Here is a 22,141-nt window from a genome sequence, read left to right on the forward strand (position 1 = left end):
TATGGAGTCGCGACAAAGCAAAAGACAATCAAGCACCACGGAGACAATTAAGAACGTTGCTTATTTAATTATTAGATATAACGAATAGACTGTGCTCGAAAAAAGTGATTAACGGTCAAGTGATTATAATTCACTTTCTTTTTCGCTATATTCATCTTTTTTTCTAAAAAATTTTTAATGTTGATCTGATTAAATTTATGAAGATTATGGTACACTGATAGTAGTATACTGTTGGAATGAAGGTGAGAAGTTGGTTCACAAGATACACACGATCGAGCATCACAAAATTATTTCTGATTTCCGTCTCTTGTCAGGGCTAACCGTCTCAATTGAAGACTGTGCCAACCTGACGAAAGAGCTTCGAAAATATGGTGTAGAAGACTATTATATCAGCGATTACGAAGGAAATAGCTATCTGACACGCTACGTTGACTACTTTATCGATGGGATCCCTTGCTTGAAATATAAGAAACAGTATTTGGTTCCGTTGATTTTTCGTGATATGCCCGACACGCAGAAAATGTTCCGCGATACCTATCGCTGGAAAGCTTTTTTTATTCTTCTAGATTGGTATTTAGAATACAATCCTGAAAGGGTCATCATTCGATGTAAGAAGAAAAAGAAACGAATGGAAGTGATCGACACAGCCTTTTTAGTCTTCCGTTTGTGGGAGATTTGTGATGGCGCAGCATTTCCGATCGCTAATCTCAATAACCTCTCTGAATTTGAGCAATGGAATCAAATCTTCCATTTAATCGATACCGGGAAATCTTTTAAACGAACCAAGGAATTTGATGCGACCAAAGTTGAAGATTTAACCCAGCTAGAAGCGGTCATTACGATCATCAAAATGAAATATCAATCACTCTTGCAAAAACAAGGCTACCAGGTATAATCCGGTGGCCTTGTTTATTTGCGAGTCCAACTTTTCACAGTTTACTTTTGTTCGAGGAAAATAAAGATTAACGGATCAGGTAAGTTAGGTGCGCTTTCGTTGGATCGTATGCGTACGACAATAAAATTTTTTCTGGTTGTTAGAAAAAAAAGACCGTAGCAGGAGCTAGCTGTCAGTCGATCTTTTCGCAATGAGCGCATTTTTTCAGGAGAGATGGTAAAATGAAGATAAGAAATAGAATTCGTTTGTAGGTGATTAGAATGAAATATTTTATATCAGATACCCATTACTTTCACGAGAATCTTTTAGGCAATAATGATTTTGCGCCACGCTTATTTGATACGGTTGAAGAGATGAATCAGCAAATGATCAATGCCTGGAATGCCGTAGTGAATGAGAAGGATACGGTCTATCATATGGGCGATGTGGCGATGCATCCGTTATATGAGAAGGGCTTTCCAGATATCCTGGATCAGCTAGTACAGTTAAAAGGAAAGATCGTTTTTATCAAGGGCAATCATGATACGCGAACGTTTTTCAAATATTTAGCCGCGCATGATCCAAAGCTCGTAAATGGGGAGAATAAATTTGAATTCCATGATGTCGGAGCGATCGTCAAGTTCAATCATCATCAATACTATCTAACTCATTACCCGATGCTGCTGGGAAAAACAACGAATATTCGCAATATGCATGGACACATCCACAATTACAGTATGCCAATCGCAGAAGATATCAATGTTGGTGTGGACGCTCCCGAGCGAGACTTCTTGAAGACACCATTGCCATTTGGCACTCCAATCTCCGAGAATTTAATCGATGAGATTGCGGCTTATAAGGAAGCGGAGATAAAGAAATTGAAATAACGAGAGACATCGAGGAATCGATGTCTTATTTTTTAAAATCCTTGTGAAAAGTGAACTAGCGGTATTCACGATAGATTGACTGTGGTAAATTGAAAGTAAGCGATAACGGAAAATATTTAAAGGAGGATGAAAATGAAAGCGAAGGAAATAGCGAAAACAGTTCTTTTATACGTGGTCATGCTCTGTGCGGTGTTCGCGCTGCGTCATTATGTATTTACACCTGTTGAGGCAATCGGGGATTCCATGAAGCCGAATCTAAATGATGGAGAGCGGATGTTTGGGCTGAAGCATGCGGAGATCAATCGATTTGATGTCGTGACTTTTCCAGCACCCGATGATCCTGGCGCTGATTATGTGAAGCGTGTAATCGGCTTGCCGGGAGATACTGTGGCTTACAAAAATGATCAGCTGTATATTAACGGCAAGAAATATGATGAGCCTTATTTGGATGAGTACAAGGGAAAACTGACAGATGGACAGCCATTGACCTTTGATTTTGATCTGCAAGGGTTGTTTGGTTACGAGAAGGTCCCAGAAGGTCAGCTATTTGTTTTAGGTGATAATCGGCGCATTTCAAAGGATGGTCGAATCATCGGAATGATCAATCAAAAAGATATTTTGACCAATGTAAAATTTGTCTTTTGGCCGATCAATCGGATCGGTGTCGTAGATTAATAAGTCATCCCTCTTCAAATAGATGAAGAGGGATTTGTTTTTGTTATTGATGTGCTCGAACCTTTTGATAGACCTGTTTTGTTACAGAGGAATCTGTGTTGGTGTAATAGTAATCTCGTTCCTTCGTCTTAATCTGCAGGATCGGCTTCGATTGGTGATCCACGAAGAGGGAAGCGGACTTACCGTTAATTTTAAAGCTGCCGATGGCGTAATTCTCTGTTGCCATTCCGTTAGTCCTCAAACCAGAATCGGGGAGCTGATTTAGCAGAGCTACTTTTTCCATCTCATCGTATGGAATTTGTCGTTCTCTCGTAAAAGGACCGTCCAAGAGAAGAGAGTCGCTTTTTACTTCGTAGGTCAGTGGATCAGGGTGATAATCCAAAATGTACAAAGGAACAACCGTAATGATCATGGCAATGATCAAAATGATTGGCACAATGGCGAGAAAGATTTTGCCGCCGATCCTTCCTAGATTCACAGTGATGTTTAAACCAACACGATCAGGGATCATAAAACGATGGTCGTCTGGATTAATGTAAAAGCCATAGCGCCAGTAATAATCATCACCGGCATAACGAAAACTTGGTGTTTGCGCTAATAATTGGTCCTGTTTTTTTCGCAGCTGCAGTAACCACCAGACTGTGGCGCCGCAGAAAAGGAAAACCAATAAAAACTCTGCGATGACCAAACCGTTAAACAAGCGCGCACTCAGCTGCATCGTCAATAATGGAATGTAAATGATTAGGTTGATGACAAAGCTCGTGACTACCGCAAAGGCTGACCAGTAAAATTTTGTCAGGTCGTTGTATTGCTGATTGATTTTTTGATCGTCTGTCAAAGCACGAACCGGCAGTCGACGAATGATCCACCAAACAAAGACAAACAAGGCTAAAACAATTCCGGCAGTGATAGACAAGATCCACGCCACATTTTGCAGATCATTTTGAAAGAGCAAAAGCGAAAACAAAATGAGCGTCGCAAAAGAAAGAATAAACCACCAGGGCGAAACGATCTTTTTGTTTTTTTCCAGCACGAGCTTAGTATCAATCTGGATTGGCTGCTCCGTCAATTGCCAATCGTTGTCTACGATCAGCTGATGACCTTTACGAATATAGCGAATTTTCAGCAAATAGCCCGCACCAAGAGTGATATATAAAAGAATGAAGAAAAGAAGCATGAAGATCGAATCCTTCATCGGAATTAGCAAAATTAAATCTAAAACCGTCAAGATTCCAGCTAATTGAAATTGACGTTTGCGATAGTTTTTTCTAAAAGCCAGCACTTGCGGATCATCGATCCTATCCGCTGGAAAAGTATTTTCCACGATCACATAATTGTGGGGCTTAGCTGCCAGCGAGTTCGTAAATGCCATGATAAAATTGCAAAAAATTAAGATAATCAAAATAAATGGGGATAGCATCAGACATCATCCTTTCTGAAACTCGTCAAAATCGTTTGAACTTTTTCTTGAACTGCATTTTCATCAGGTTCGGCTAAGTAAAGTTCGGCCAATAGTAAAGTCAGGTTTTCTTCGCTGGTCTGTTTAGTAGTGACGGGTAAGGGCGCAACCAATGTTCCTTTGCGGCGATCGGTAATCAAGTAGCCTTCTTCCCGCAATTGCTGGTACCCCTTTGAGACCGTCATCGTATTAACACCCAGTTCATCCGCAAATTGCCGGACGGTTGGCAGCTGTTCGTTTGGTTTTAATTCGCCGCGAGCAATACCGATAATAATTTGCTTGCGTAGTTGTAAATAGATCGGTTCTTCCGAATGAGGATCAATTTCTAAGATCATGTATTCGCCCTCCTTTGTATTATTTATATTGATACAAACAATACAAAAAGACAATAAAAATTGGTCCTCAAAGAATTATCTATCGAAAATTTAAGATTTATGTTGTATAATGCGACATACTGAAAAGTTGCGACCTTCAAATCGTAGAGTTTTCGGAAATCTATTTTGAAATGATGGTGATACTGTGTCTAACAGCAACACAAGAGTCGTCGTAGGAATGAGCGGCGGCGTCGATTCATCTGTAACAGCTTTGTTGTTAAAGGAACAAGGCTATGATGTAGTCGGCATTTTTATGAAAAATTGGGACGACACTGATGAAAATGGTGTTTGTACCGCGACAGAAGATTATAAGGACGTGGCGAAAGTCGCTGCCCAAATTGGCATTCCTTATTACTCTGTCAACTTTGAGAAGGAATATTGGGACCGTGTCTTTGAATATTTCTTAGCGGAATACCGTGCAGGCCGCACGCCAAATCCAGATGTGATGTGTAACAAGGAAATCAAGTTCAAGGCTTTCTTAGATTATGCGATGGACTTAGGTGCGGACTATGTAGCTACCGGACATTATGCTCAAGTCGAAAAAGACGAAAATGGCGTGGTTCATATGCTGCGTGGTGTTGACAACAACAAGGATCAAACGTATTTCTTGAGTCAACTTTCACAAGAACAATTAGCTAAGACAATGTTTCCTTTAGGCGGCATGCAAAAACCAGAAGTTCGTGCAATTGCTGAACGCGCTGGCTTAGCCACTGCCAAGAAAAAGGATTCGACAGGCGTCTGCTTCATCGGCGAAAAGAACTTCAAGCAATTTCTAAGCAACTACTTGCCAGCGAAAAAAGGCAAGATGGTCACTTTAGACGGTGAAGAAAAGGGTACCCACGATGGGTTGATGTATTATACTATCGGCCAACGCCAAGGCTTGGGAATCGGCGGCGGTGGAAAAACCAATGATCCATGGTTCGTTGTTGGGAAAGATTTATCTACCAATACGTTATATGTCGGTCAAGGCTTCCATCACGAAGCGCTCTATGCGACAAGCTTAGATGCAAGTGAAATCCACTTCACGACGAACGAAGACCGACCAAAGAAATTCAAATGTACCGCAAAATTCCGTTATCGTCAGCAAGATGTCCCTGTAACGGTTCGTTTATTAGACGACGATCGGGCAGAAGTAATCTTCGACGATCCAGTTCGTGCTATTACGCCAGGACAAGCTGTTGTTTTCTATGATGGCATGGAATGTTTAGGCGGCGGCTTGATTGATCATGCTTATCAAGAAGCAAAAGAATTACAATATATCTAGATAGAATGACTGAGGCTGCTCTGCAAAGAGTGGTCTCTTTTTTATGAATAAGTATTCCTTGTGGTTACACTTAAAGAAAAGGGGAACGCTGACTCCTGATATTTTATTCTCTAATAATATAGATATAATTATCAGCGACCCGAATACTATAACATGCGTTATATAATTAATGTCAAACTTTATTTATAAATGCTTCTTGATTATAAATAAGAAATAGATTAGAATATTTTTTAATTAATATTACTTTTAATAGAGAGGAACTTGATCAAGACGTGAACACAAAATTAAAAAGAGAAATGTCGGCTGCTCAAAATTTAAAACGCTTTATCCCATTATGCGTCTGTGTATTAATGATAATCAATCTTACAACACCTACATTTGTCTATGCGCAGGAAAATCAAACAGTCGCTGTTGTAGCAGAGAATAATGTGAATAAAGCAGCAGAAAATGTTGCATCTGGAGTTTTGGGTACCTGTAACTGGCGAATCTCTTCAGATGGTATTCTGACTATTGATAGTGGGAATTTACCTAATAATTTCATTGCTTCTCCATGGGGACAGTATAGCAGCTTGATAAAGGAAGTAAGGCTTTCTGGCGAGATTATTGCGGGTGATTATCTTAATTACTTATTCGATGGACTAAGCAATGTTACAAATATTCAGAATTTAAACTATTTGAACACTTCTAAGACGACGAGAATGATGTACGTTTTTAGAAATTGTTCTTCATTACAAAGCTTGGATTTATCCTCTTGGGATACATCTAAGGTGGTAACCTTTACCGCTATGTTTAATGGCTGTAGAAGTATCTCTAATTTAGATTTATCTACGTTTGATACATCTAGTGCCAATTCATACTACATGATGTTTAATAATTGCCCGGCACTAAAGGTGCTTAATATTCAAAGCTTTGGGAAAAATGGAACAACTTCAGCCTATAATATGTTTGATGCTTCAAATGTAAATCTTTACAGTATTACAGTCGGCAACTTTACTCCCTTTAAGTCGGATAGCAGCGGGCTGCCTGAACATGCTGAATCAGGTGCAATTACAAAAGGGTGGATCGGAGTAAATTCAAAGAAATATTACTCAACGACTAGAGAATTCACTCGGACATATGATGGATCAAATCCAGATACCTATGTTTGGGCTGCTTTCGTGTCGGTAAATTATCATGACGAATTAGGAAACTCGATTCACAAAGAGAATAAATTGTTTGGTTCATTAGGAGAGACATACGATACTACAACAAGTGATTTAAAATTGGATATCCCTGGCTACCAGCTTGATACCAATCAACTTCCTATAAATGCTGTCGGAACATTTCAAAATGATCCACAAACAGTTACCTATATTTACAAAAAAGATTCAGTCAAAGCCAAGGACTTGACTGTTAACTATCAAGATACCGATGGCGAAACAATCGCCGAATCGAAAACTATTTCTGGTAGCATCGGGGAGGTCTTTGATGTCTCTACTGATGAATACAAGTTAGATATTGCGGGATATTCCTTCAAAGAAATAAAGGGAGAGCCCACAGGAAAGCTATCTGATGTTGAGCAAACAGTAACATTTGTGTATAGCAAAGATAAAAATTCGATCAAAGCCAAAGACCTGACCATTAACTATCAAGATACAGATGGCAAAACATTAGCCAAAACAAAAACGATTTCTGGAGATATCGGAGACAGTTATGATGTTTCAGGTGATGAATATAAACTAGCGATTGAAGGCTACACCTTCAAAGAAGTCCAAGGAGACTTGATAGGTGAGCTATCTGATATTGAACAGGCAGTAACATTTGTGTATAGCAAAGATAAAAATACGATCAAAGCCAAAGACCTGATTATTAACTATCAAGATACAGCTGGCAAAACATTAGCCAAAACAAAAATGATTTCTGGAGATATCGGAGACAGTTATGATGTTTCCGGTGACGAGTATAAGCTGACGATCGATGGCTATTCTTTCAAGGATGTTCAAGGAGAAATGGTAGGCGAGCTATCTGACACTGAACAGACGGTTACTTTCGTCTATATCAAGGATAAAAGTGTGATAAAAGCGAAAGACCTAACGATTAACTATCAAGATACAGAAGGAAGAACTATCGCAGAGTCGAAAACGATTTCTGGAAATGTTGGAGACAGCTATGATGTATCTGCTGCTGAGTACAAATTAACTATTGAAGGCTACACTTTTAAAGAAGTTCAAGGTGAAGCAATAGGCACTTTATCTGTTGTGGACCAGACAGTTACACTTGTCTACAGTAAAAATAAAACATCAATCAAAGCTAAAGATTTAACAGTAAATTACCAGGATGAAAATGGAAAGACCTTAGCCGAATCAAAAACAATATCTGGAAATATTGGCGATAAATATGATATTTCAGGTAGCGACTACAAATTAACCATCAAAGGCTATACTTTCAAAGAAGCTAAAGGTGAGCTTAAGGGAATGTTGTCTGACATTAACCAAACAACAACGTTTGTCTACAGTAAAGATATTGTCAAAGATTTGAATAAACCGGTCGACAAAGGCAACAGTAGCAATAAGACGAATATTAGTACTAAGAATAATCTAAATACTAAGAAAACTTTCCCTAGTTCAGCTCAAAAGATATTGCCTCGCACCGGCGAAGCAACGAATCAATGGTCCACGATTCTTGGGCTAGTCCTTGTTGCTCTTACAATCTTTATATGGTTTTTCAAAAACAAAAGTGGAAAAAGAACAAATTAGACGAATGACGAAAAATAGTCCTTAATAGGGCTATTTTTTTCTGCACAATACACAGTTAGAAAAATGTTCACTCAATCAATTTACAGAAAATTCTTGAAAATTAGAATGATTCTCTTTACATCCACATGTAGTTGTGGGAATATACTAATTAAATATTTATTATAAAATGAAGAGAGTTGGGTGAGTGTATGAATGGTGTTGTTCTTTTAGTATTTGCAATTATTTGTTTTATCGCTGCTTATTTTGTTTATTCTCGTTGGTTGGAAAAAAAGTGGGGAATTAATCCTAAGGCTGTGACACCAGCGATTGCCTTGGAGGACGGCGAGGCTTATGTTCCAGAACCGGCTTTTGTCGTGTTTAGTCATCAATTTTCATCGATTACGGGTGCGGGGCCTGTAACTGGTCCGATTATTGCGGCGATGTTTGGCTGGCTGCCGGCCTTTTTATGGATTCTGTTCGGCGGGATTTTTTTCGGAGCTGTACATGACTTTGGAGCGTTATACGCGTCGGTCAAAAATGAAGGAAAATCAATTGGTTTGATTATTGAAAAATACATTGGAAAAGTTGGGAAGAAGCTGTTTCTATTATTCTGCTGGTTGTTCGCTCTATTAGTTATTGCGGCATTTGGCGACATCGTTGCAACGACATTCAATGGATTGACGCCAGACGTTCCAGCAGCAGTAAATACAGCTAATGCCTCGGCGGCTTCGATCTCGATGTTGTTTATCATTTCCGCTGTAGCGGTCGGCTTCTTTATGAAGAAGGTTCATTTAAAGGGAATTCTGATGCATGTTTTTGGAATCGCTGTTCTGCTGGTGACACTGGCTATTGGGATTATGTTCCCAATTTTTGCCGACAAACAGACATGGCTTTTGATCGTATTCGCGTATTTGTTCTTAGCTTCTGTGATGCCGATTTGGCTGCTGATGGCGCCACGGGATTTTCTTAGCACCTACATGCTGCTGGGAATGATCATCGCCGCTGTTTTGGGGCTGTTGGTGGAAGCACCGATGGTCGAGTTGAATGCCTTCAATGGTTTTGCGGTTCAGGATGCAACCGGAAATGTGAAATACCTATTTCCGATTCTATTTATCACCGTTGCCTGTGGTGCGGTCTCAGGCTTCCATAGCTTGGTATCGTCAGGAACCTCATCTAAACAAGTAACCAATGAGAAACATATGCGTCCGATCAGCTATGGCGCAATGATGTGTGAGTGTGTATTGGCGGTGGTTGCTTTGGTAGTAGCAGGTGCTGTTGCGCAAAATGGGCAACTGCCAGCAGGAACGCCTTTCCAGATTTTTTCTGGATCAGTCGCTGGTTTCTTAACAAAATTTGGGCTGCCGCTGAATGTTGCGCAAGCCTTCATGACGATGTGCGTTTCGGCACTGGCTTTAACTTCTCTGGACTCAGTCGCACGTATTGGTCGGATGTCGCTGCAGGAATTCTTCTATGAAGAAGGGGTTGAGCAAAAGGGCTTGGCGAAATTATTGTCCAATAAATATGTTGCGACGGTAGTTACCTTGGGTGTAGGCTTTGTGTTGGCACTTGGCGGATACAACAGTGTTTGGCCGCTCTTTGGATCAGCGAATCAATTATTGGCTGCGATGGTTATGATCGCTGTGGCAGTCTATATGAAAACCTCAAAAAAATCGGGTGTTATGTTCTATATTCCAATGGGGATTATGTTGGCAGTCACCTTTACAGCATTAGGCATGTCGATCTACGGATTAGTAACAAAATTGATCAATGCGACGCAATACCTTGTAACGATCCCGGCAGCTCCTAAGGCAGGACAATTTGTCTTCTTGTCCGATGGGCTGCAGCTCGTTTTCGCCTTCCTGTTACTAGGTTTAGGAATCATGGTAGCGACTAAGTGTCTGCGTTCTTTATTTAATGTAGAAACGAAAAGCTCTGAGAAAATAGTAGCTGAATAACGATAAATTGTCTCAGAATTGAGGCACAAAAAAATCATCGTCGAGAAGTGACGATGATTTTTTTCTATGAAAGGCTTTGGGCAAAATGCGCCATAGCGACTTTCACTTCATTTAATTTTTCTGGTTTGATCAAAGGAAAAAGTCTTTCCTGAAGCTGTTTAAACTCCTGCAAGCTCAAAGCATCTGTTTTTTGATCAGCAAAGCTTTTGATCAAGATTTCCTTTGCCTCGTCTTCTTTTCCTTCTATCGTATTGTTAAGGAAAAAGTCGAGAAATTTTAATTGTCCATCAAGCATATTATTCACTTCTTTCATTAGAATCCTTTTCTAGTATAAAAAACTAACGAAAAACTTGCCATTAATAAGCCTTGGAAATTAATGGGCTTGTTGCGATTCCTGCAACTTCTCGTCAATTTCCTTCGTATTATGATGAACTAGCAGATAATTTGTCAACACGAGTGCGGAGGTAGAGATAAAGACACCACGATAACCAAAGATCGAAGACACGCTGGAGCCGATCATCGGACCGACAACATTTCCTGCTGCTTGGAAGGATTGATTGTAGCTGAAAATCCTGCCAGCCGCTTCTTGTGGTGAGTATTTTGTGATTAAGGCTTGCACAGCAGGTAATAGACAGGCATCTGAAATACCGACCAAGAACCGTAAAAAAGCTAGCTGCCAGACATTGGTAACGATCGACATGGGTAGAAAGACCAACATGGCAAAGATCAGGCCAATCCCTAGTACTTTTTCGCTGCCGATTTTATCACCAAGACGACCAAAGCGAGGTGCGGCGATCAAGGTAGCGATCCCAGGAATCGACGCGATGATCCCGCTGACCAAGGTAATGTTTCCGTGACCATGCATCAATTGCCGAATATAAAGGCTGATGATCGGACTGATCGAATTGTTTGAAGCTTGAATGATCAGAGTCGTAATGAACATACCGATCACAACATGCGGATATTTCAAACTATGAAAGATTTCCTTCGCAGGAAGCATATCCTTTTTCTCAACTGGGGTAAATTCTTCATGTACGAAGAAAAGACTTAGTAGAAAGACTAAAAACAAGATACTGCCGGTGATAAAGAAGGTTAGACGATAACCAAATATTGAAGCAGTGACACCGCCGACTAATGGGCCCAGCAGGTTTCCAGTGACAGCACCGGTTGCCAGAGTCCCAAGCACCTGTCCGCTTTTTTCTCGTGGAGTTCCTGTGGCTACGAGGGCAGTCGCATTACTGATGTACCCGGAAAAGACGCCTTGAAGCAAGCGCAGACCAATCAGTTGATAGACATTTCCAACAGTGCCCATCAAACTGATGACAATCGCCATACCAAGTGAAGCGCGCAGCAGCATGAGCTTTCGGCCCTTTTGGTCAGCCAATCGCCCCCATAAAGGTGAAACGATCGCGGTGATCAAAAAAGTCGAAGAAAAGGTAATCCCGCTCCAAAAGTTTAATTGCTGATTCGTGTAGCTGCCTAATGAATCAATGTATAGGGACATAAACGGCATGACCAGACTGAAGCCGATGCCAGCCATGAAAGTGCCAAACCATAAAACGATCAGATTCTTTTGCCAAGTGGGACGAGGTTGAAATAATTTATTTTTGATTTTACTCAAGCTAAAACATGCCTTCTTTCAATTTCTATGAAATTTTCAAAAACCGTTTTTCATTATAACTCTCTAAAGAGTCATATAAAATTCTTCCGCATTGTGGTACGATAGAATTAAGAAAAAATCAATTTTTTTCTGCAAAATTTTTGTAGATATCTGGATTTTTCTTGAATTTGTTTCAGCTGGAAACATTATTCTTGAATTTTTATTTCATGAAACTTATGATTGAGATGGAAAGAAGGGTAGCGGGATGTATCAAGTAATAACCATGTATGGCGATAATGAACCTTGGTGGTTCTTTGAAGAATGGCAAGAGGATATTCAAGAGACCGCGGCTTTTGAGGATTTTGACGCGGCTGTAGCATATTATGAACATCGTTGGAGCGAGCTCCAAAAGACTAATACATATAGCAATGCAAAACATAACTATTTAAGCGCATTTTGGAAAGAACAGGACGAACGCTGGTGTGAAGAGTGTGATGATTATTTGCAGCAGTATTGGGGACTGGCGCTATTAAGGGATGAGCAGCCATTAACGGTTGACAGCAGAAAGGAATTTTATGAAACAGCTAATTATAGCGGAAAAGCCAAGTGTTGCAAGAGACTTGAGCAAGGTGCTTAACGCCAATCAAAAGAATAAGAATTACTTTGAAGGACCCAATGTTGTTGTGACTTGGGCCCTTGGTCATTTATTGAGTCTAAAAATGCCAGAGGATCTGAATAAGGAGTGGCAAAGCTGGCAAATGGAAACTTTGCCGATGATACCAAAGCATATCGGAATCAAACCTTTGCCGAAGACACGTGGACAATTAAAATCAATTCAGCAGCTGGCTAAGCGCAAGGATATCTCAGAAGCGGTTATCGCCACCGATGCCGGACGTGAGGGAGAATTAGTTGCACGTTGGATCTTAGAATATGTCCGATTTGAAAAACCAGTTAAGCGGTTATGGATCTCTTCTCAAACTACGAAGGCGATCAAAGATGGCTTCAAAAATCTAAAGCCTGCTAAAGAGTATGACAATTTGTATTACTCTGCATTGGCGCGTGCAAAAGCGGACTGGCTAGTCGGACTGAATGTGACACGTGCATTAACGGTAAAATATGAAGACAGTCTGTCTGCTGGTCGGGTACAAACACCGACGCTTGCGATGGTCCGTCAGCAAGAGAAGAAGATTGAAAAATTCCGTCCGCAAAACTATTTCGTCATTTCTTTAGAAGTCGATGGACAGAAAGCTAAGCTCAATCAAAAAAATCCGTATGGCATCACAGATCGCGAAGCAGCTGAAAAGCTAGTCAAAGAACTGTCTCAGCAAAAAGGGACAGTCACTGACATTTCAGAAAAAGAAAAGACAGAACCAGCACCTTTGCCTTATGATTTAACTGAAATCCAACGGGAAGCGAATGCCCGTTATCAATTTTCTGCGAAAAAAACTTTGTCATTGGTTCAAAGCTTGTATGAAACGCATAAAATCGTGACCTATCCACGAACAGATAGTAAATATCTGACCAACGATATGAAGGCGACCATGAAGGAACGTTTGCAGGCAGTGATCGACTTTGCGCCAGAGGTCAAAACCTATATCAAGAACGGCGCACAAGTGAAGCAAAAACGCGTGTTTCAGGATAACAAGGTAACGGACCACCATGCCTTGATCCCAACAGAACAGCGCCCACGCTTTGAAAAGTTGTCGACCGATGAACAACGCATCTACAATATGATCGTGACTCGCTTCTTAGGGTTATTTGCTGATGCTCACAAAGAAAGTCAACAAAAAGTGACAGTAACATTCCAAAAGGAAACCTTCACCTTCCGCCAGAGCAAAGTCTTAGTGGCTGGCTGGAAACCGGTAGAAGAAGCGAAGAAAGCTGTTCAATGGACAGATGGGATGAAGATCGTACCGAATTTTACGATTGAAAAAGCCTTAACCACACCGCCGAAGCCATTAAATGAAGGAACATTGCTGGCTCAAATGGAAAAGCATAGCTTGGGTACCCCAGCGACTCGGGCGGAAATCATCGAGAAACTGATCAAATCAGAACTGATGGAACGGACGAATACAGGATTACTGGTTTCACCGAAAGGCAAGCAATTGCTGGAACTAGTGAATCCATCATTAGTAACGCCAGAGCTGACTGAAAAATGGGAAAAGCAATTAGAATCGATCGCCAATGGCAAATACAGCAGCAAGCAATTTCTTCAGGAGATCGAGGCGGATACCAAAAAATTAGTCAGTGAAGTCAAACACAGTGATAAAAAATATCAAGACTTCTCAATCACAGCCAAGAAATGTCCAGAGTGTGGTTCACCACTACGAGAAAAAAACACCCGCGATGGGAAAATCTACATTTGTACCAATCCAGAGTGTAATTATCGTCGCCGTAAAGATCCAAAAGTCTCGAATCATCGCTGTCCACAATGCCATCGCAAAATGGAGATCATTGATGGAAAGAACGGTTCTTACTTCCGTTGCAAGTATGACGGAACAACAGAAAAGATGTTAGACAAAAAGGAACGCTCGAAGAAAATGACGAAACACGAAGAACGTCGTTTATTGAAGAAGATTAATGATCAAGAAGAGCCACAAGAAAGTCCATTAGCTGCAGCGCTAAAAGCAGCAATGAAGGACCAAGACTAAATAGCAGCCGCCAAGCCCGAATGGACTTGGCGGTTTTACTCATTTATGAAGCCGAGGATACTTGTCCTTGGCTTTTTTCGTATTTTTCTTTTGCGGCTTGTAACACAGAGTCGAGTCTAGGGCTAGGCTCTATATGGTATTACTCAAAATTAATGATCAAATCATAGACTTCTTTAAAATTACCTTGAACCATTTTACTAATCGGCAAGCGATAATAGAGTGTGTAAAAGAGTTTGGCAAGAAGGGGATGTTGAAACATAGTATTTTGTCCCTTAGGCAAAATTTGAATCCCGGCAGCTTTTAAGTGTCCGATTCCTTCCTTTTGTATTTGAGAGAGTATCGAAAGGTCGGCACTTTTTCGAATAGCAACGGCTGAAAAATCATAAAGGTACTCAAAAGAATTCTGGACCATGACCATCGTCGCATGACTCTTCAACCAATCATCCATTTTTGGTTCAAAGCGCCAAGCATAATTCGTTCCATTAAACACTTCATCCAAAATTTGGGTAATATCGAACTTAGTGTGCAGCGAACCGATTTTCATCTGTCCCTTCCCAAAACGCAGAACAGTGATCCCTTTATCAGTATTCATTCCGCCAGTCAGTTGAAAGCCGAAATAGATTTCTTTTGGTTGTTTACTTTTTTGTTGTAACTCAGCTTCTAACCCAGTGGCGTCAATCTGATTGCCAATGAAAAGAATCGTTGAGCTGCAATTCTCTGCCAACGGTTCAATGATTGTCGGAAAATCGCTGTACTTCATCGTCACAAAGATCAAATCATAGTGATCATCAGGCTGAAGTGTTTCGATTACCTGTACTGTGTCTTTTGTTTGCTTACGTTGAAGGGAATGGTGCAATACCAATCCATCTTTTTGCAACTCTTTTTTTCTTTGACCTCGTGCTAAGAGTGTAATCTGATTGTTGCCTTTAATAAGCGAATGCGCGAGATAGCTTCCTTGAATACCAGCACCGTAAACGAGTATTTTCATATCTTCACTCCTTTCTTAATCAACAAGTGTTGATTAATCAACTTGTGTACATTATAATAAGAGGACTATTCAGAAGTTTCAATCAACAAAATGTCTTTTGTGTTGATAATTGAACAGAAATCAATAAATGATTGGAGTATAATGATGGATCGACGAAAACGCAAAACTCAAAACGCAATTACGGCAGTTTTCTATCAGCTTCTAATGAAAAAAAGCTATGAAGAAATATCAGTCAGCCAGATTTGTCAGGAAGCTGATATTAATCGCGGCACGTTCTATCTTCATTTTATTGATAAGGATGATTTGCTGGAGAAGAGTATCGCTTATGAAATGCAGGAGTTGTTCAATTATTGCGATCGAAATGACGAGGCTAGCAACCAGAGTAAATTAGAGAGAACCTTCGAATATATCTCGGCACATCACGATCGTCTAAAGCGACTTTTCAGCGCAGACAAGCAAGGCTTCTTCGCGCGTTTTCAAATTAATTATCTTATGGCGCAAATGACCGATCAATCTCAGCTGACAAGTATTTTCTTTGCCCATGGAGTTGTGGGTCTTCTGGAGCATTACTTAATGAATGATATTTCAGAAAAGGAAATCGCGCAGGAATTAGATAGAATCACCCATTCACTTCGTTAAACAAATCTAAATTTTTTTCACAGGTATTTAGTAGATATTCAAAAAGAAAAGGGTTACAATGTAAATGGTTTATACCACTTTCGGGAGGGATTTTTTTGAAATCAAGAAAAGATGAAGTATTAGAAGCATTGAGAGCAAATCCTAACGAACAGACGGCACAAGAGCTGGCAGATCAAATGGGGGTTGACCGTACCAACATCAGCCGCTATTTAAATGAATTAACGAAGGACGGAACAGTCAAGAAAATCGATGGCCGACCAGTCAAATTTCAAATTGCGACTGTGTCTACTGAAAAACATATTAACTTTGACAATTTAATCGGTCGCGAGGACTCTCTGAAGAGTCAGATTCAAAAATCAAAAGCGGCCATTTTATATCCGCCTCGCGGATTGCATACAATCATTTTTGGTGAGACCGGAACAGGGAAGACCATGTTTGCGGAGTGTATGTATCGTTTTGCTGTGTCAGCCAAAGTTTTAGATGAGAGTGCACCATTTATCACCTTCAACTGTGCTGATTACGCTCAAAATCCTCAACTGCTTTACGGCCATATTTTCGGTGTGAAGCGCGGTGCTTTTACTGGGGCTGAAGAAACTCGTGTAGGTTTGATGGAACAAGCAGATGGCGGGATTCTATTCTTGGATGAAATTCATCGCTTGCCGCCAGAAGGACAGGAGATGCTCTTTACCTTTATTGACAAAGGGACGTTTCGTTCTTTGGGTGATGGGGAAGAGAAGCAGGCTTCTGTACAAATTATTGGAGCAACGACAGAAACTAGCTCGATGTTTCTTTCTACGTTCAACCGACGGATTCCAATGCAGATCGAGCTGCCTTCCTTAGCCGAACGATCTTTGGATGAACGATTGGCGATTATCAAGGAATTTCTTCAACAAGAAGCCAATCGATTGATGCAGGAAATTGCGATCGATAAACGCAGCTTGTTGGCGTTTCTTCTATATAAGGCAGAAGGAAATATTGGTCAATTAAAACGGGATCTGAAACTCGTTTGTGCCAAAGCCTTCCTTCATCATCAAACCAGCAGCGAATCAGAAAAATTAATGATCGTTGAAGAAGATTTGCCGTTAGTCGTGCAAAAGGGTCTTCTACGCATGAATGAAGTTCAGGATAAATTAACTCCGTTTATGGATAAGAAAAATCTTTATTTAACTTTGAAGCCAGGTACAGAAGAAGTTGTTTGGGGGCAAGACCCGAATAAGGATATGGAAGTCTACCATTCAATTACCTATAAGTTGGAAAAGCTGGGTCGTGAAAACTTATCAGAGATCGATCTGGAAGAATTGATTTCGGATGATGTCGATCAGTATTTTGAAACCTATGTTGAAGAGCTTTCCCATAGCAACGCCTATCGCGAGATTATTTCCGATGATATGTGGAAGCTGGTGAATGAACTATATGATTTTGCTTCAAGTAAAATGAATCGTGAGTACGATGAAAAAGTTCGTTTTGCTTTTGCGCTCCATATCAATTCAACGATCGAGCGAATTCGCGGCAATCAGTTTATATCACATCCGAATTTAAATGATATCCGCCGCAACTACTCGAAGGAGTTCCAGTTAGCGATTGAATTCTCGAATCGCATCGAGGAAGCCTATAACATTATGATTCCGCTAGATGAGATCGGCTTTATCACCATGTTTCTGACGATGGATAATCAGGAAACACAGGAGGTTGATGAACGCCAAGTCGCCGTCTTAGTGGTTATGCATGGAAAATCAACGGCTTCAAGTATGTTGGAAACAGTCCAAGAACTTCTTGGTACAACGAACGGCATTGCCTTTAACATGCCCCTGACTTTGCGAACAGAGGCTATGTACGGACAAATCAAGAATTATATCCAAGGCAAACAGGAGGAGTTCTCCGAGGGGATCATCCTGTTGACGGACATGGGTTCACCGAATAATTTCGGTAATCTAATCTTTCATGAGATGGGTATCCGCACGCGAGTGATTTCGATGGCTAGCACGATGCTGGTGCTGGAAAGCTTACGTTTAGCGACATTAGGTCGTTCATTGGAAGAGATTTACACGAGTGTGATCTCGATGTTCCAAACGATGGTACGACTGGAAGAGCCCACCCAAAAGGATGAGAAGAAAGTTATTATCGTTGCTTGCTTCACTGGTGAAGGGGTCTCGAAGCGATTGAATGAAGTCGTTTCCCAGATCGTTAATCTGGAAGAATTTGAGATTATTCAGATGCAGTCATTGGAACGAGAGAGCTTCAAGCATCGGATCGATCAGCTGATCACTCATAAGGATATCGTAGCGATCGTCGGAACGATGGAGATCCATTATCAGAAGATTCCTTTTATCCCTGCAATGAATTTATTTAAACGAGATAAAATTTTAGAATTTCAGGATCTGCTAGGTAGTACGATCACACTGCCGGAGATGGTCGATTCATTGACCAAGAATTTTTCACCTGAACTAGATGTTAAGACTTTATTCTTATTAATAGATGATGTTTTGCAGCTGATCCGCAAAGATCAGGAACTAATCATTGAGAATACAGCGATGCAGGCGTTGAGCGTCCATATCGCCTTCTTAGTCGATAAAATAAAAAAAGGCGAAGAACGTCCGCCATTTGAGAACGTTAAGTATTTCCATCAGCAGCACCGGATTCGCTTTAATCAAACCGCTGCTAATCTAGCGTTGATTGAAAAACAATTTGGTGTCCGCTTTACAGAAGACGACATCGCTTACATCGTTAAGACTCTTGAGGATAATCGAGTTGAACTGGGATTGCACAGTGTGTAATCCTAGTTTTTTTGTGTGTAAGTTGAAAACCTTATCACAGCAGCTTCTGTGCGACAGAAAAGTTGGCACGCGACTTGCTTTATATAAAGTGTACATTAAAAAAATTAGGGAGTGTCACTTATGAAAAGAATTATGTTAGTTTGTGCAGCAGGAATGAGCACTAGTTTATTAGTAACAAAAATGGAAAAAGCAGCAGCTGATCAAGGATTAGAATCAGATATCTTCGCAGTTTCAGCTTCAGAAGCAGATGCAAAATTAGAGGACGCAAGTAAACCAGTTGATGTTTTACTATTAGGCCCACAAGTTCGTTTCATGAAGAGCCAGTTCGAAACAAAATTAGCTGACAAAGGAATTCCAGTTGATGTTATCGATATGAAAGATTACGGCATGATGAACGGTGAGGCTGTTTTAGGTACTGCACTGAAACTTATGGACTAAGAATTTAAAGGGGAGCTAAGCAAATGAGCGATACAATGAGTCAAGAACAATTGGAAGCAGTAATGGGATTGATCATCAATGCCGGCAACGCCAAGAGCGATGCAATGGAAGCGATTCAAGCAGCGAAAGACGGCAACTTTGATTTGGCGCAACAAAAGCTTGAAGCAGCTGATCAGGCATTGGTTGAAGCACATCATTCTCAAACAGGGCTGTTAACAGAAGAAGCTAGCGGAAATCCAATGACCGTGACACTTTTAGCCGTTCATAGTCAAGATCATTTAATGACTAGTATTACCTTCAACGATATGGCAAAAGAAGTCGTAGACCTTTACAAACGTATGGGGAATGAATAGGAAGTGATTCCATGAAATTAAGTCGTGATCATGAATCGTTGAAAGCGATCACAGGTTTAATTGAATACGCTTTTAGGAAGCAGCAAACGATCATCGATGATCCGCTTTTCTTATCCCGTTATGAACATGCTGATAGTTACGGTTTGTATCAAGACGGTGAGCTGACTAGTCTAGTCATGGCGAATCACTTTGAGATCCAACTTTTTCAACAAAGAGTCAAAATGGCCGGTGTTGGTTATGTTGGCAGTTATCCAGAATATCGAGGTCAAGGGGGCGTCAGCAGTATCATGCCCGAACTTTTGGCCGATCTTCATAAACAAGGTGTGGCAGTGTCTCAACTTGCCCCCTTCTCCGAAGATTTTTATCGACAATTTGGCTACGAGCCCACAAGTCGCAGAAAAACCTACCGTATACCAGCGCTAGCCTTTAATTATTTGTCAAGTGAAAGAAGGGGGAGTGTTAAACGCGGAACCTGGCAGCAGATGAAGCCGGTGATCCAATCGGTATATCAGCGCTTATTAATGCAACAGCAGGTCGGCACGGTCGTTCGTGAAGACTGGTGGTGGGAACGTCTAAATGAGTATTACCCACACCGCTTTTATGCAATTGTATACGATGATGCTGGTGAAGCGAAGGGCTACATTATCTATCGAATGCAAGGCAACACACTAGTAGTAGATGAACTCGCTTATGAAAATGAGTTCGCTCTGCGAAAATTATTAACGTACTTGAAATCCCATGTCTCATCATTTGAAGAATTTCTTTATTATGCACCTGTTCATGAGCTCATTGAAAAATGTTTTCGTGAACAAGAGCAGCTGACAATTACTCTAGAACCTTATATGATGAGTCGAATTATCGACATTGAGCAATTATTACCGAAACTTCCAATGAATCAAAAAGAAATTATTTTAGAAGTAACTGAAGATAAGGAATGTCCTTGGAATGTTGGTAGCTGGCTAGTTAGCCAAGGGAGTTGTCAAAAAGTACAACAAGCAGGCGATATCAAAGCGTCCATTCACGGATGGAGCGAGTTATTATTAGGAGAATTAACTTTAGCCGAAGGAGTTTTTCTCGGCAAGGTGACAGCAGTAAAAGGGTTTACAGCTGAAATTTTTCCTAAAGGTCGACAAAGTTTCTATGATTATTTCTAATTAAATAGGGGGAACACAAAAATGGATAAATTTATTGCTTTTATGGAGAAACACTTTATCCCGCATGCATCAAAGATCGGTAACCAACGTCACTTGGTAGCGATTCGGGATTCATTTACAACAACCATGCCGTTAATGATTTTAGGGGCACTAGCGGTAATGCTTAATAACTTGTCACTGAATTTCCCAGCTTTTGGTAAATTCATGGATGGTATTTTCGGGGGCGAGGCATGGAAAGGCTTTGGCGGCTCTGTTTGGAACGGAACATTTGGCGTTCTTTCAGTCTTTATCGCTTTCTTAGTAGCGTATAACTTAGCAAAACATTATGGTAAAGATCCAATTGGAACTGGTGTCGTTTCAGTTGCTTGTTTCTTTACATTAGGTGCAGCAACAAGTGGAATGAACTCTACTGGTCTGTTCGTTGCATTGATCGTGGGTATCGTCGTTGCTGAATTATTCACTCGCTTGGTTGGTAATGAAAAATTAGTCGTTAAAATGCCAGAAGGCGTGCCACCAGCAGTTGCACGTTCATTCGCATCTTTATTCCCAGCAATGATCACTATTTCTATCTTTGGTGTGATTGCAGCCATTATTGCCGGCTTCGGAATTGAAGACATGTTTGCTGAATTCTACGCACTAGTTCAAGAACCATTCATGGGCTTGGCTAACTCTTACGGTTCAGCATTGTTAATTGCATTTATTACGCCATTCTTATGGTTCTTCGGTTTGCACGGTGCAAACATGATCGACCCATTCATGCAAGCAATCAATGCACCAGCTATCGAAGCAAATGCAAATGCGCTTGCAGCAGGTAAAGTAGCTCCTTATATCGTTAACAAACCATTTGTTGACTCATTTGTAAACATGGGTGGTACTGGTGTAACGATTGGTTTAATCATCGCTATTTATTTAGTTGGACGCAAAAACAAACCATTTATGGTTATCAATAACTTGGCGGCAGCTCCTGGTATTTTCAATATCAATGAGCCATTGATGTTTGGTCTGCCTTTAGTATTGAATCCAATTATGTTCATACCATTTATTTTGACACCGATGGTTTGTATTTCAACTGCTTATTTTGCAACGAAGTTCGGCTGGGTGCCAGCAGCGACTGTAATGCCACCATGGGTAACACCACCGATTGTGGGTGGCTTCTTAGCAACTCAAAGCATCTCAGGCGCGATCCTAGCAGCAGTCAACTTAGTAATCTCAATCGCAATGTACGTACCATTCGTATCATTGGCAACTAGACAAGAACTTAAAAAAGTAACTGAAGCATAATAATTGATTTAAGGGGGTGCGGATCACTGGATTCCACCCCCTAAATTTTTGCAAAACAACT

General features: G+C 40.6%; 19 protein-coding genes. 14 read left to right on the plus strand and 5 right to left on the minus strand.

Translation table 11 applies throughout. The features are described 5' to 3' along the window. The first annotated feature begins 250 nt into the window (after window positions 1-250). The 3 genes from AC4J95_RS06190 (at window position 251) to lepB (ending at window position 2,436) form a co-directional block, all read left to right on the plus strand. Window positions 251-895 (plus strand): hypothetical protein, encoded by a 645-nt coding sequence (locus AC4J95_RS06190; RefSeq protein WP_494549089.1) that lies wholly within the window; start codon window positions 251-253, stop codon window positions 893-895. Window positions 896-1,155: 260 nt separating this feature from the next. Continuing rightward, window positions 1,156-1,761, plus strand: a complete 606-nt coding sequence (locus tag AC4J95_RS06195) for a metallophosphoesterase (RefSeq protein WP_494549090.1) — start codon at window positions 1,156-1,158, stop codon at window positions 1,759-1,761. Window positions 1,762-1,893: 132 nt separating this feature from the next. Beyond that, the gene (lepB, locus tag AC4J95_RS06200) at window positions 1,894-2,436 is read left to right on the plus strand and encodes a signal peptidase I (protein ID WP_494549091.1); all 543 of its coding nucleotides are present in this window, start codon (window positions 1,894-1,896) and stop codon (window positions 2,434-2,436) included. Window positions 2,437-2,479: 43 nt separating this feature from the next. On the opposite strand, the gene AC4J95_RS06205 is transcribed toward lepB, so the two are convergent. Both AC4J95_RS06205 and AC4J95_RS06210 read right to left on the minus strand, forming a co-directional pair. Further along, entirely contained in the window at window positions 2,480-3,856 is a 1,377-nt protein-coding gene (locus tag AC4J95_RS06205) for a PH domain-containing protein (RefSeq protein ID WP_494549092.1), read from the minus strand. Next, window positions 3,856-4,230, minus strand: a complete 375-nt coding sequence (locus tag AC4J95_RS06210) for a GntR family transcriptional regulator (protein WP_494549093.1) — start codon at window positions 4,228-4,230, stop codon at window positions 3,856-3,858. Before AC4J95_RS06210 ends, AC4J95_RS06205 begins: the two co-directional genes overlap by 1 nt. 184 nt (window positions 4,231-4,414) lie before the next feature. Here AC4J95_RS06210 and mnmA point away from each other — a divergent pair, with 184 nt between their 5' ends. The 3 genes from mnmA (at window position 4,415) to AC4J95_RS06225 (ending at window position 10,202) form a co-directional block, all read left to right on the plus strand. Beyond that, window positions 4,415-5,533 carry a tRNA 2-thiouridine(34) synthase MnmA gene (mnmA, locus tag AC4J95_RS06215; RefSeq protein ID WP_494549094.1) on the plus strand — a complete coding sequence of 373 codons (1,119 nt, stop codon included), beginning with the start codon at window positions 4,415-4,417 and terminating at the stop codon, window positions 5,531-5,533. A gap of 272 nt (window positions 5,534-5,805) precedes the next feature. Then, window positions 5,806-8,268 (plus strand): MucBP domain-containing protein, encoded by a 2,463-nt coding sequence (locus AC4J95_RS06220; RefSeq protein WP_494549095.1) that lies wholly within the window; start codon window positions 5,806-5,808, stop codon window positions 8,266-8,268. Window positions 8,269-8,456: 188 nt separating this feature from the next. Continuing rightward, complete coding sequence (locus AC4J95_RS06225; RefSeq protein WP_494549096.1) at window positions 8,457-10,202, plus strand: carbon starvation CstA family protein; 1,746 nt, start codon at window positions 8,457-8,459, stop codon at window positions 10,200-10,202. Between the two features lie 64 nt (window positions 10,203-10,266). On the opposite strand, the gene AC4J95_RS06230 is transcribed toward AC4J95_RS06225, so the two are convergent. Both AC4J95_RS06230 and AC4J95_RS06235 read right to left on the minus strand, forming a co-directional pair. After that, window positions 10,267-10,515, minus strand: a complete 249-nt coding sequence (locus AC4J95_RS06230) for a hypothetical protein (protein ID WP_494549097.1) — start codon at window positions 10,513-10,515, stop codon at window positions 10,267-10,269. 60 nt (window positions 10,516-10,575) lie between these two features. Beyond that, the gene (locus tag AC4J95_RS06235; protein ID WP_316402589.1) at window positions 10,576-11,823 is read right to left on the minus strand and encodes a multidrug efflux MFS transporter; all 1,248 of its coding nucleotides are present in this window, start codon (window positions 11,821-11,823) and stop codon (window positions 10,576-10,578) included. Window positions 11,824-12,067: 244 nt separating this feature from the next. On the opposite strand from AC4J95_RS06235, the gene AC4J95_RS06240 reads away from it, so the two are divergent. Next, window positions 12,068-12,439, plus strand: coding sequence for a DUF1033 family protein (locus tag AC4J95_RS06240; RefSeq protein ID WP_494549098.1), 372 nt, complete (start codon window positions 12,068-12,070; stop codon window positions 12,437-12,439). Continuing rightward, the gene (locus AC4J95_RS06245; protein WP_494549099.1) at window positions 12,378-14,453 is read left to right on the plus strand and encodes a DNA topoisomerase III; all 2,076 of its coding nucleotides are present in this window, start codon (window positions 12,378-12,380) and stop codon (window positions 14,451-14,453) included. The genes AC4J95_RS06240 and AC4J95_RS06245 overlap by 62 nt, the downstream gene beginning before the upstream one ends. Window positions 14,454-14,592: 139 nt before the next feature. On the opposite strand, the gene AC4J95_RS06250 is transcribed toward AC4J95_RS06245, so the two are convergent. Next, window positions 14,593-15,441: a ketopantoate reductase family protein gene (locus AC4J95_RS06250; RefSeq protein ID WP_494549100.1), complete on the minus strand. Its 849-nt coding sequence runs from the start codon at window positions 15,439-15,441 to the stop codon at window positions 14,593-14,595. A 144-nt stretch (window positions 15,442-15,585) separates the two neighbouring features. Between AC4J95_RS06250 and AC4J95_RS06255 the strand changes: the two genes are divergently transcribed. The 6 genes from AC4J95_RS06255 (at window position 15,586) to AC4J95_RS06280 (ending at window position 22,080) form a co-directional block, all read left to right on the plus strand. Next, window positions 15,586-16,080 (plus strand): TetR/AcrR family transcriptional regulator, encoded by a 495-nt coding sequence (locus AC4J95_RS06255; protein ID WP_494549101.1) that lies wholly within the window; start codon window positions 15,586-15,588, stop codon window positions 16,078-16,080. 95 nt (window positions 16,081-16,175) lie between these two features. After that, window positions 16,176-18,854, plus strand: coding sequence for a sigma-54-dependent transcriptional regulator (locus AC4J95_RS06260; protein WP_494549102.1), 2,679 nt, complete (start codon window positions 16,176-16,178; stop codon window positions 18,852-18,854). 120 nt (window positions 18,855-18,974) lie between these two features. Beyond that, a complete protein-coding gene (locus tag AC4J95_RS06265; RefSeq protein ID WP_316402583.1) occupies window positions 18,975-19,292 on the plus strand; it encodes a PTS sugar transporter subunit IIB in 318 nt (105 codons plus the stop codon). A gap of 23 nt (window positions 19,293-19,315) precedes the next feature. Next, window positions 19,316-19,645, plus strand: coding sequence for a PTS lactose/cellobiose transporter subunit IIA (locus AC4J95_RS06270; protein ID WP_316402582.1), 330 nt, complete (start codon window positions 19,316-19,318; stop codon window positions 19,643-19,645). Window positions 19,646-19,656: 11 nt separating this feature from the next. Next, on the plus strand, window positions 19,657-20,799 hold the full coding sequence (locus AC4J95_RS06275; RefSeq protein WP_494549103.1) for a GNAT family N-acetyltransferase: 1,143 nt from the start codon (window positions 19,657-19,659) through the stop codon (window positions 20,797-20,799). Between the two features lie 21 nt (window positions 20,800-20,820). Further along, window positions 20,821-22,080, plus strand: coding sequence for a PTS sugar transporter subunit IIC (locus AC4J95_RS06280; protein ID WP_316402580.1), 1,260 nt, complete (start codon window positions 20,821-20,823; stop codon window positions 22,078-22,080). Window positions 22,081-22,141: the final 61 nt, after the last annotated feature.

The sequence above is a fragment of the Enterococcus sp. GPZ-007 genome (assembly GCF_059374735.1).

Bases quoted from the DNA above. Each gene is read 5' to 3' on its own strand.
- AC4J95_RS06195 (WP_494549090.1), top strand. From the start codon at position 1,156: ATGAAATATTTTATATCAGATACCCATTACTTTCACGAGAATCTTTTA.
- lepB (WP_494549091.1), top strand. From the start codon at position 1,894: ATGAAAGCGAAGGAAATAGCGAAAACAGTTCTTTTATACGTGGTCATG.
- AC4J95_RS06205 (WP_494549092.1), bottom strand. From the start codon at position 3,856: ATGCTATCCCCATTTATTTTGATTATCTTAATTTTTTGCAATTTTATC.
- AC4J95_RS06210 (WP_494549093.1), bottom strand. From the start codon at position 4,230: ATGATCTTAGAAATTGATCCTCATTCGGAAGAACCGATCTATTTACAA.
- AC4J95_RS06225 (WP_494549096.1), top strand. From the start codon at position 8,457: ATGAATGGTGTTGTTCTTTTAGTATTTGCAATTATTTGTTTTATCGCT.
- AC4J95_RS06230 (WP_494549097.1), bottom strand. From the start codon at position 10,515: ATGAAAGAAGTGAATAATATGCTTGATGGACAATTAAAATTTCTCGAC.
- AC4J95_RS06240 (WP_494549098.1), top strand. From the start codon at position 12,068: ATGTATCAAGTAATAACCATGTATGGCGATAATGAACCTTGGTGGTTC.
- AC4J95_RS06245 (WP_494549099.1), top strand. From the start codon at position 12,378: ATGAAACAGCTAATTATAGCGGAAAAGCCAAGTGTTGCAAGAGACTTG.
- AC4J95_RS06250 (WP_494549100.1), bottom strand. From the start codon at position 15,441: ATGAAAATACTCGTTTACGGTGCTGGTATTCAAGGAAGCTATCTCGCG.
- AC4J95_RS06255 (WP_494549101.1), top strand. From the start codon at position 15,586: ATGGATCGACGAAAACGCAAAACTCAAAACGCAATTACGGCAGTTTTC.
- AC4J95_RS06265 (WP_316402583.1), top strand. From the start codon at position 18,975: ATGAAAAGAATTATGTTAGTTTGTGCAGCAGGAATGAGCACTAGTTTA.
- AC4J95_RS06270 (WP_316402582.1), top strand. From the start codon at position 19,316: ATGAGCGATACAATGAGTCAAGAACAATTGGAAGCAGTAATGGGATTG.
- AC4J95_RS06275 (WP_494549103.1), top strand. From the start codon at position 19,657: ATGAAATTAAGTCGTGATCATGAATCGTTGAAAGCGATCACAGGTTTA.
- AC4J95_RS06280 (WP_316402580.1), top strand. From the start codon at position 20,821: ATGGATAAATTTATTGCTTTTATGGAGAAACACTTTATCCCGCATGCA.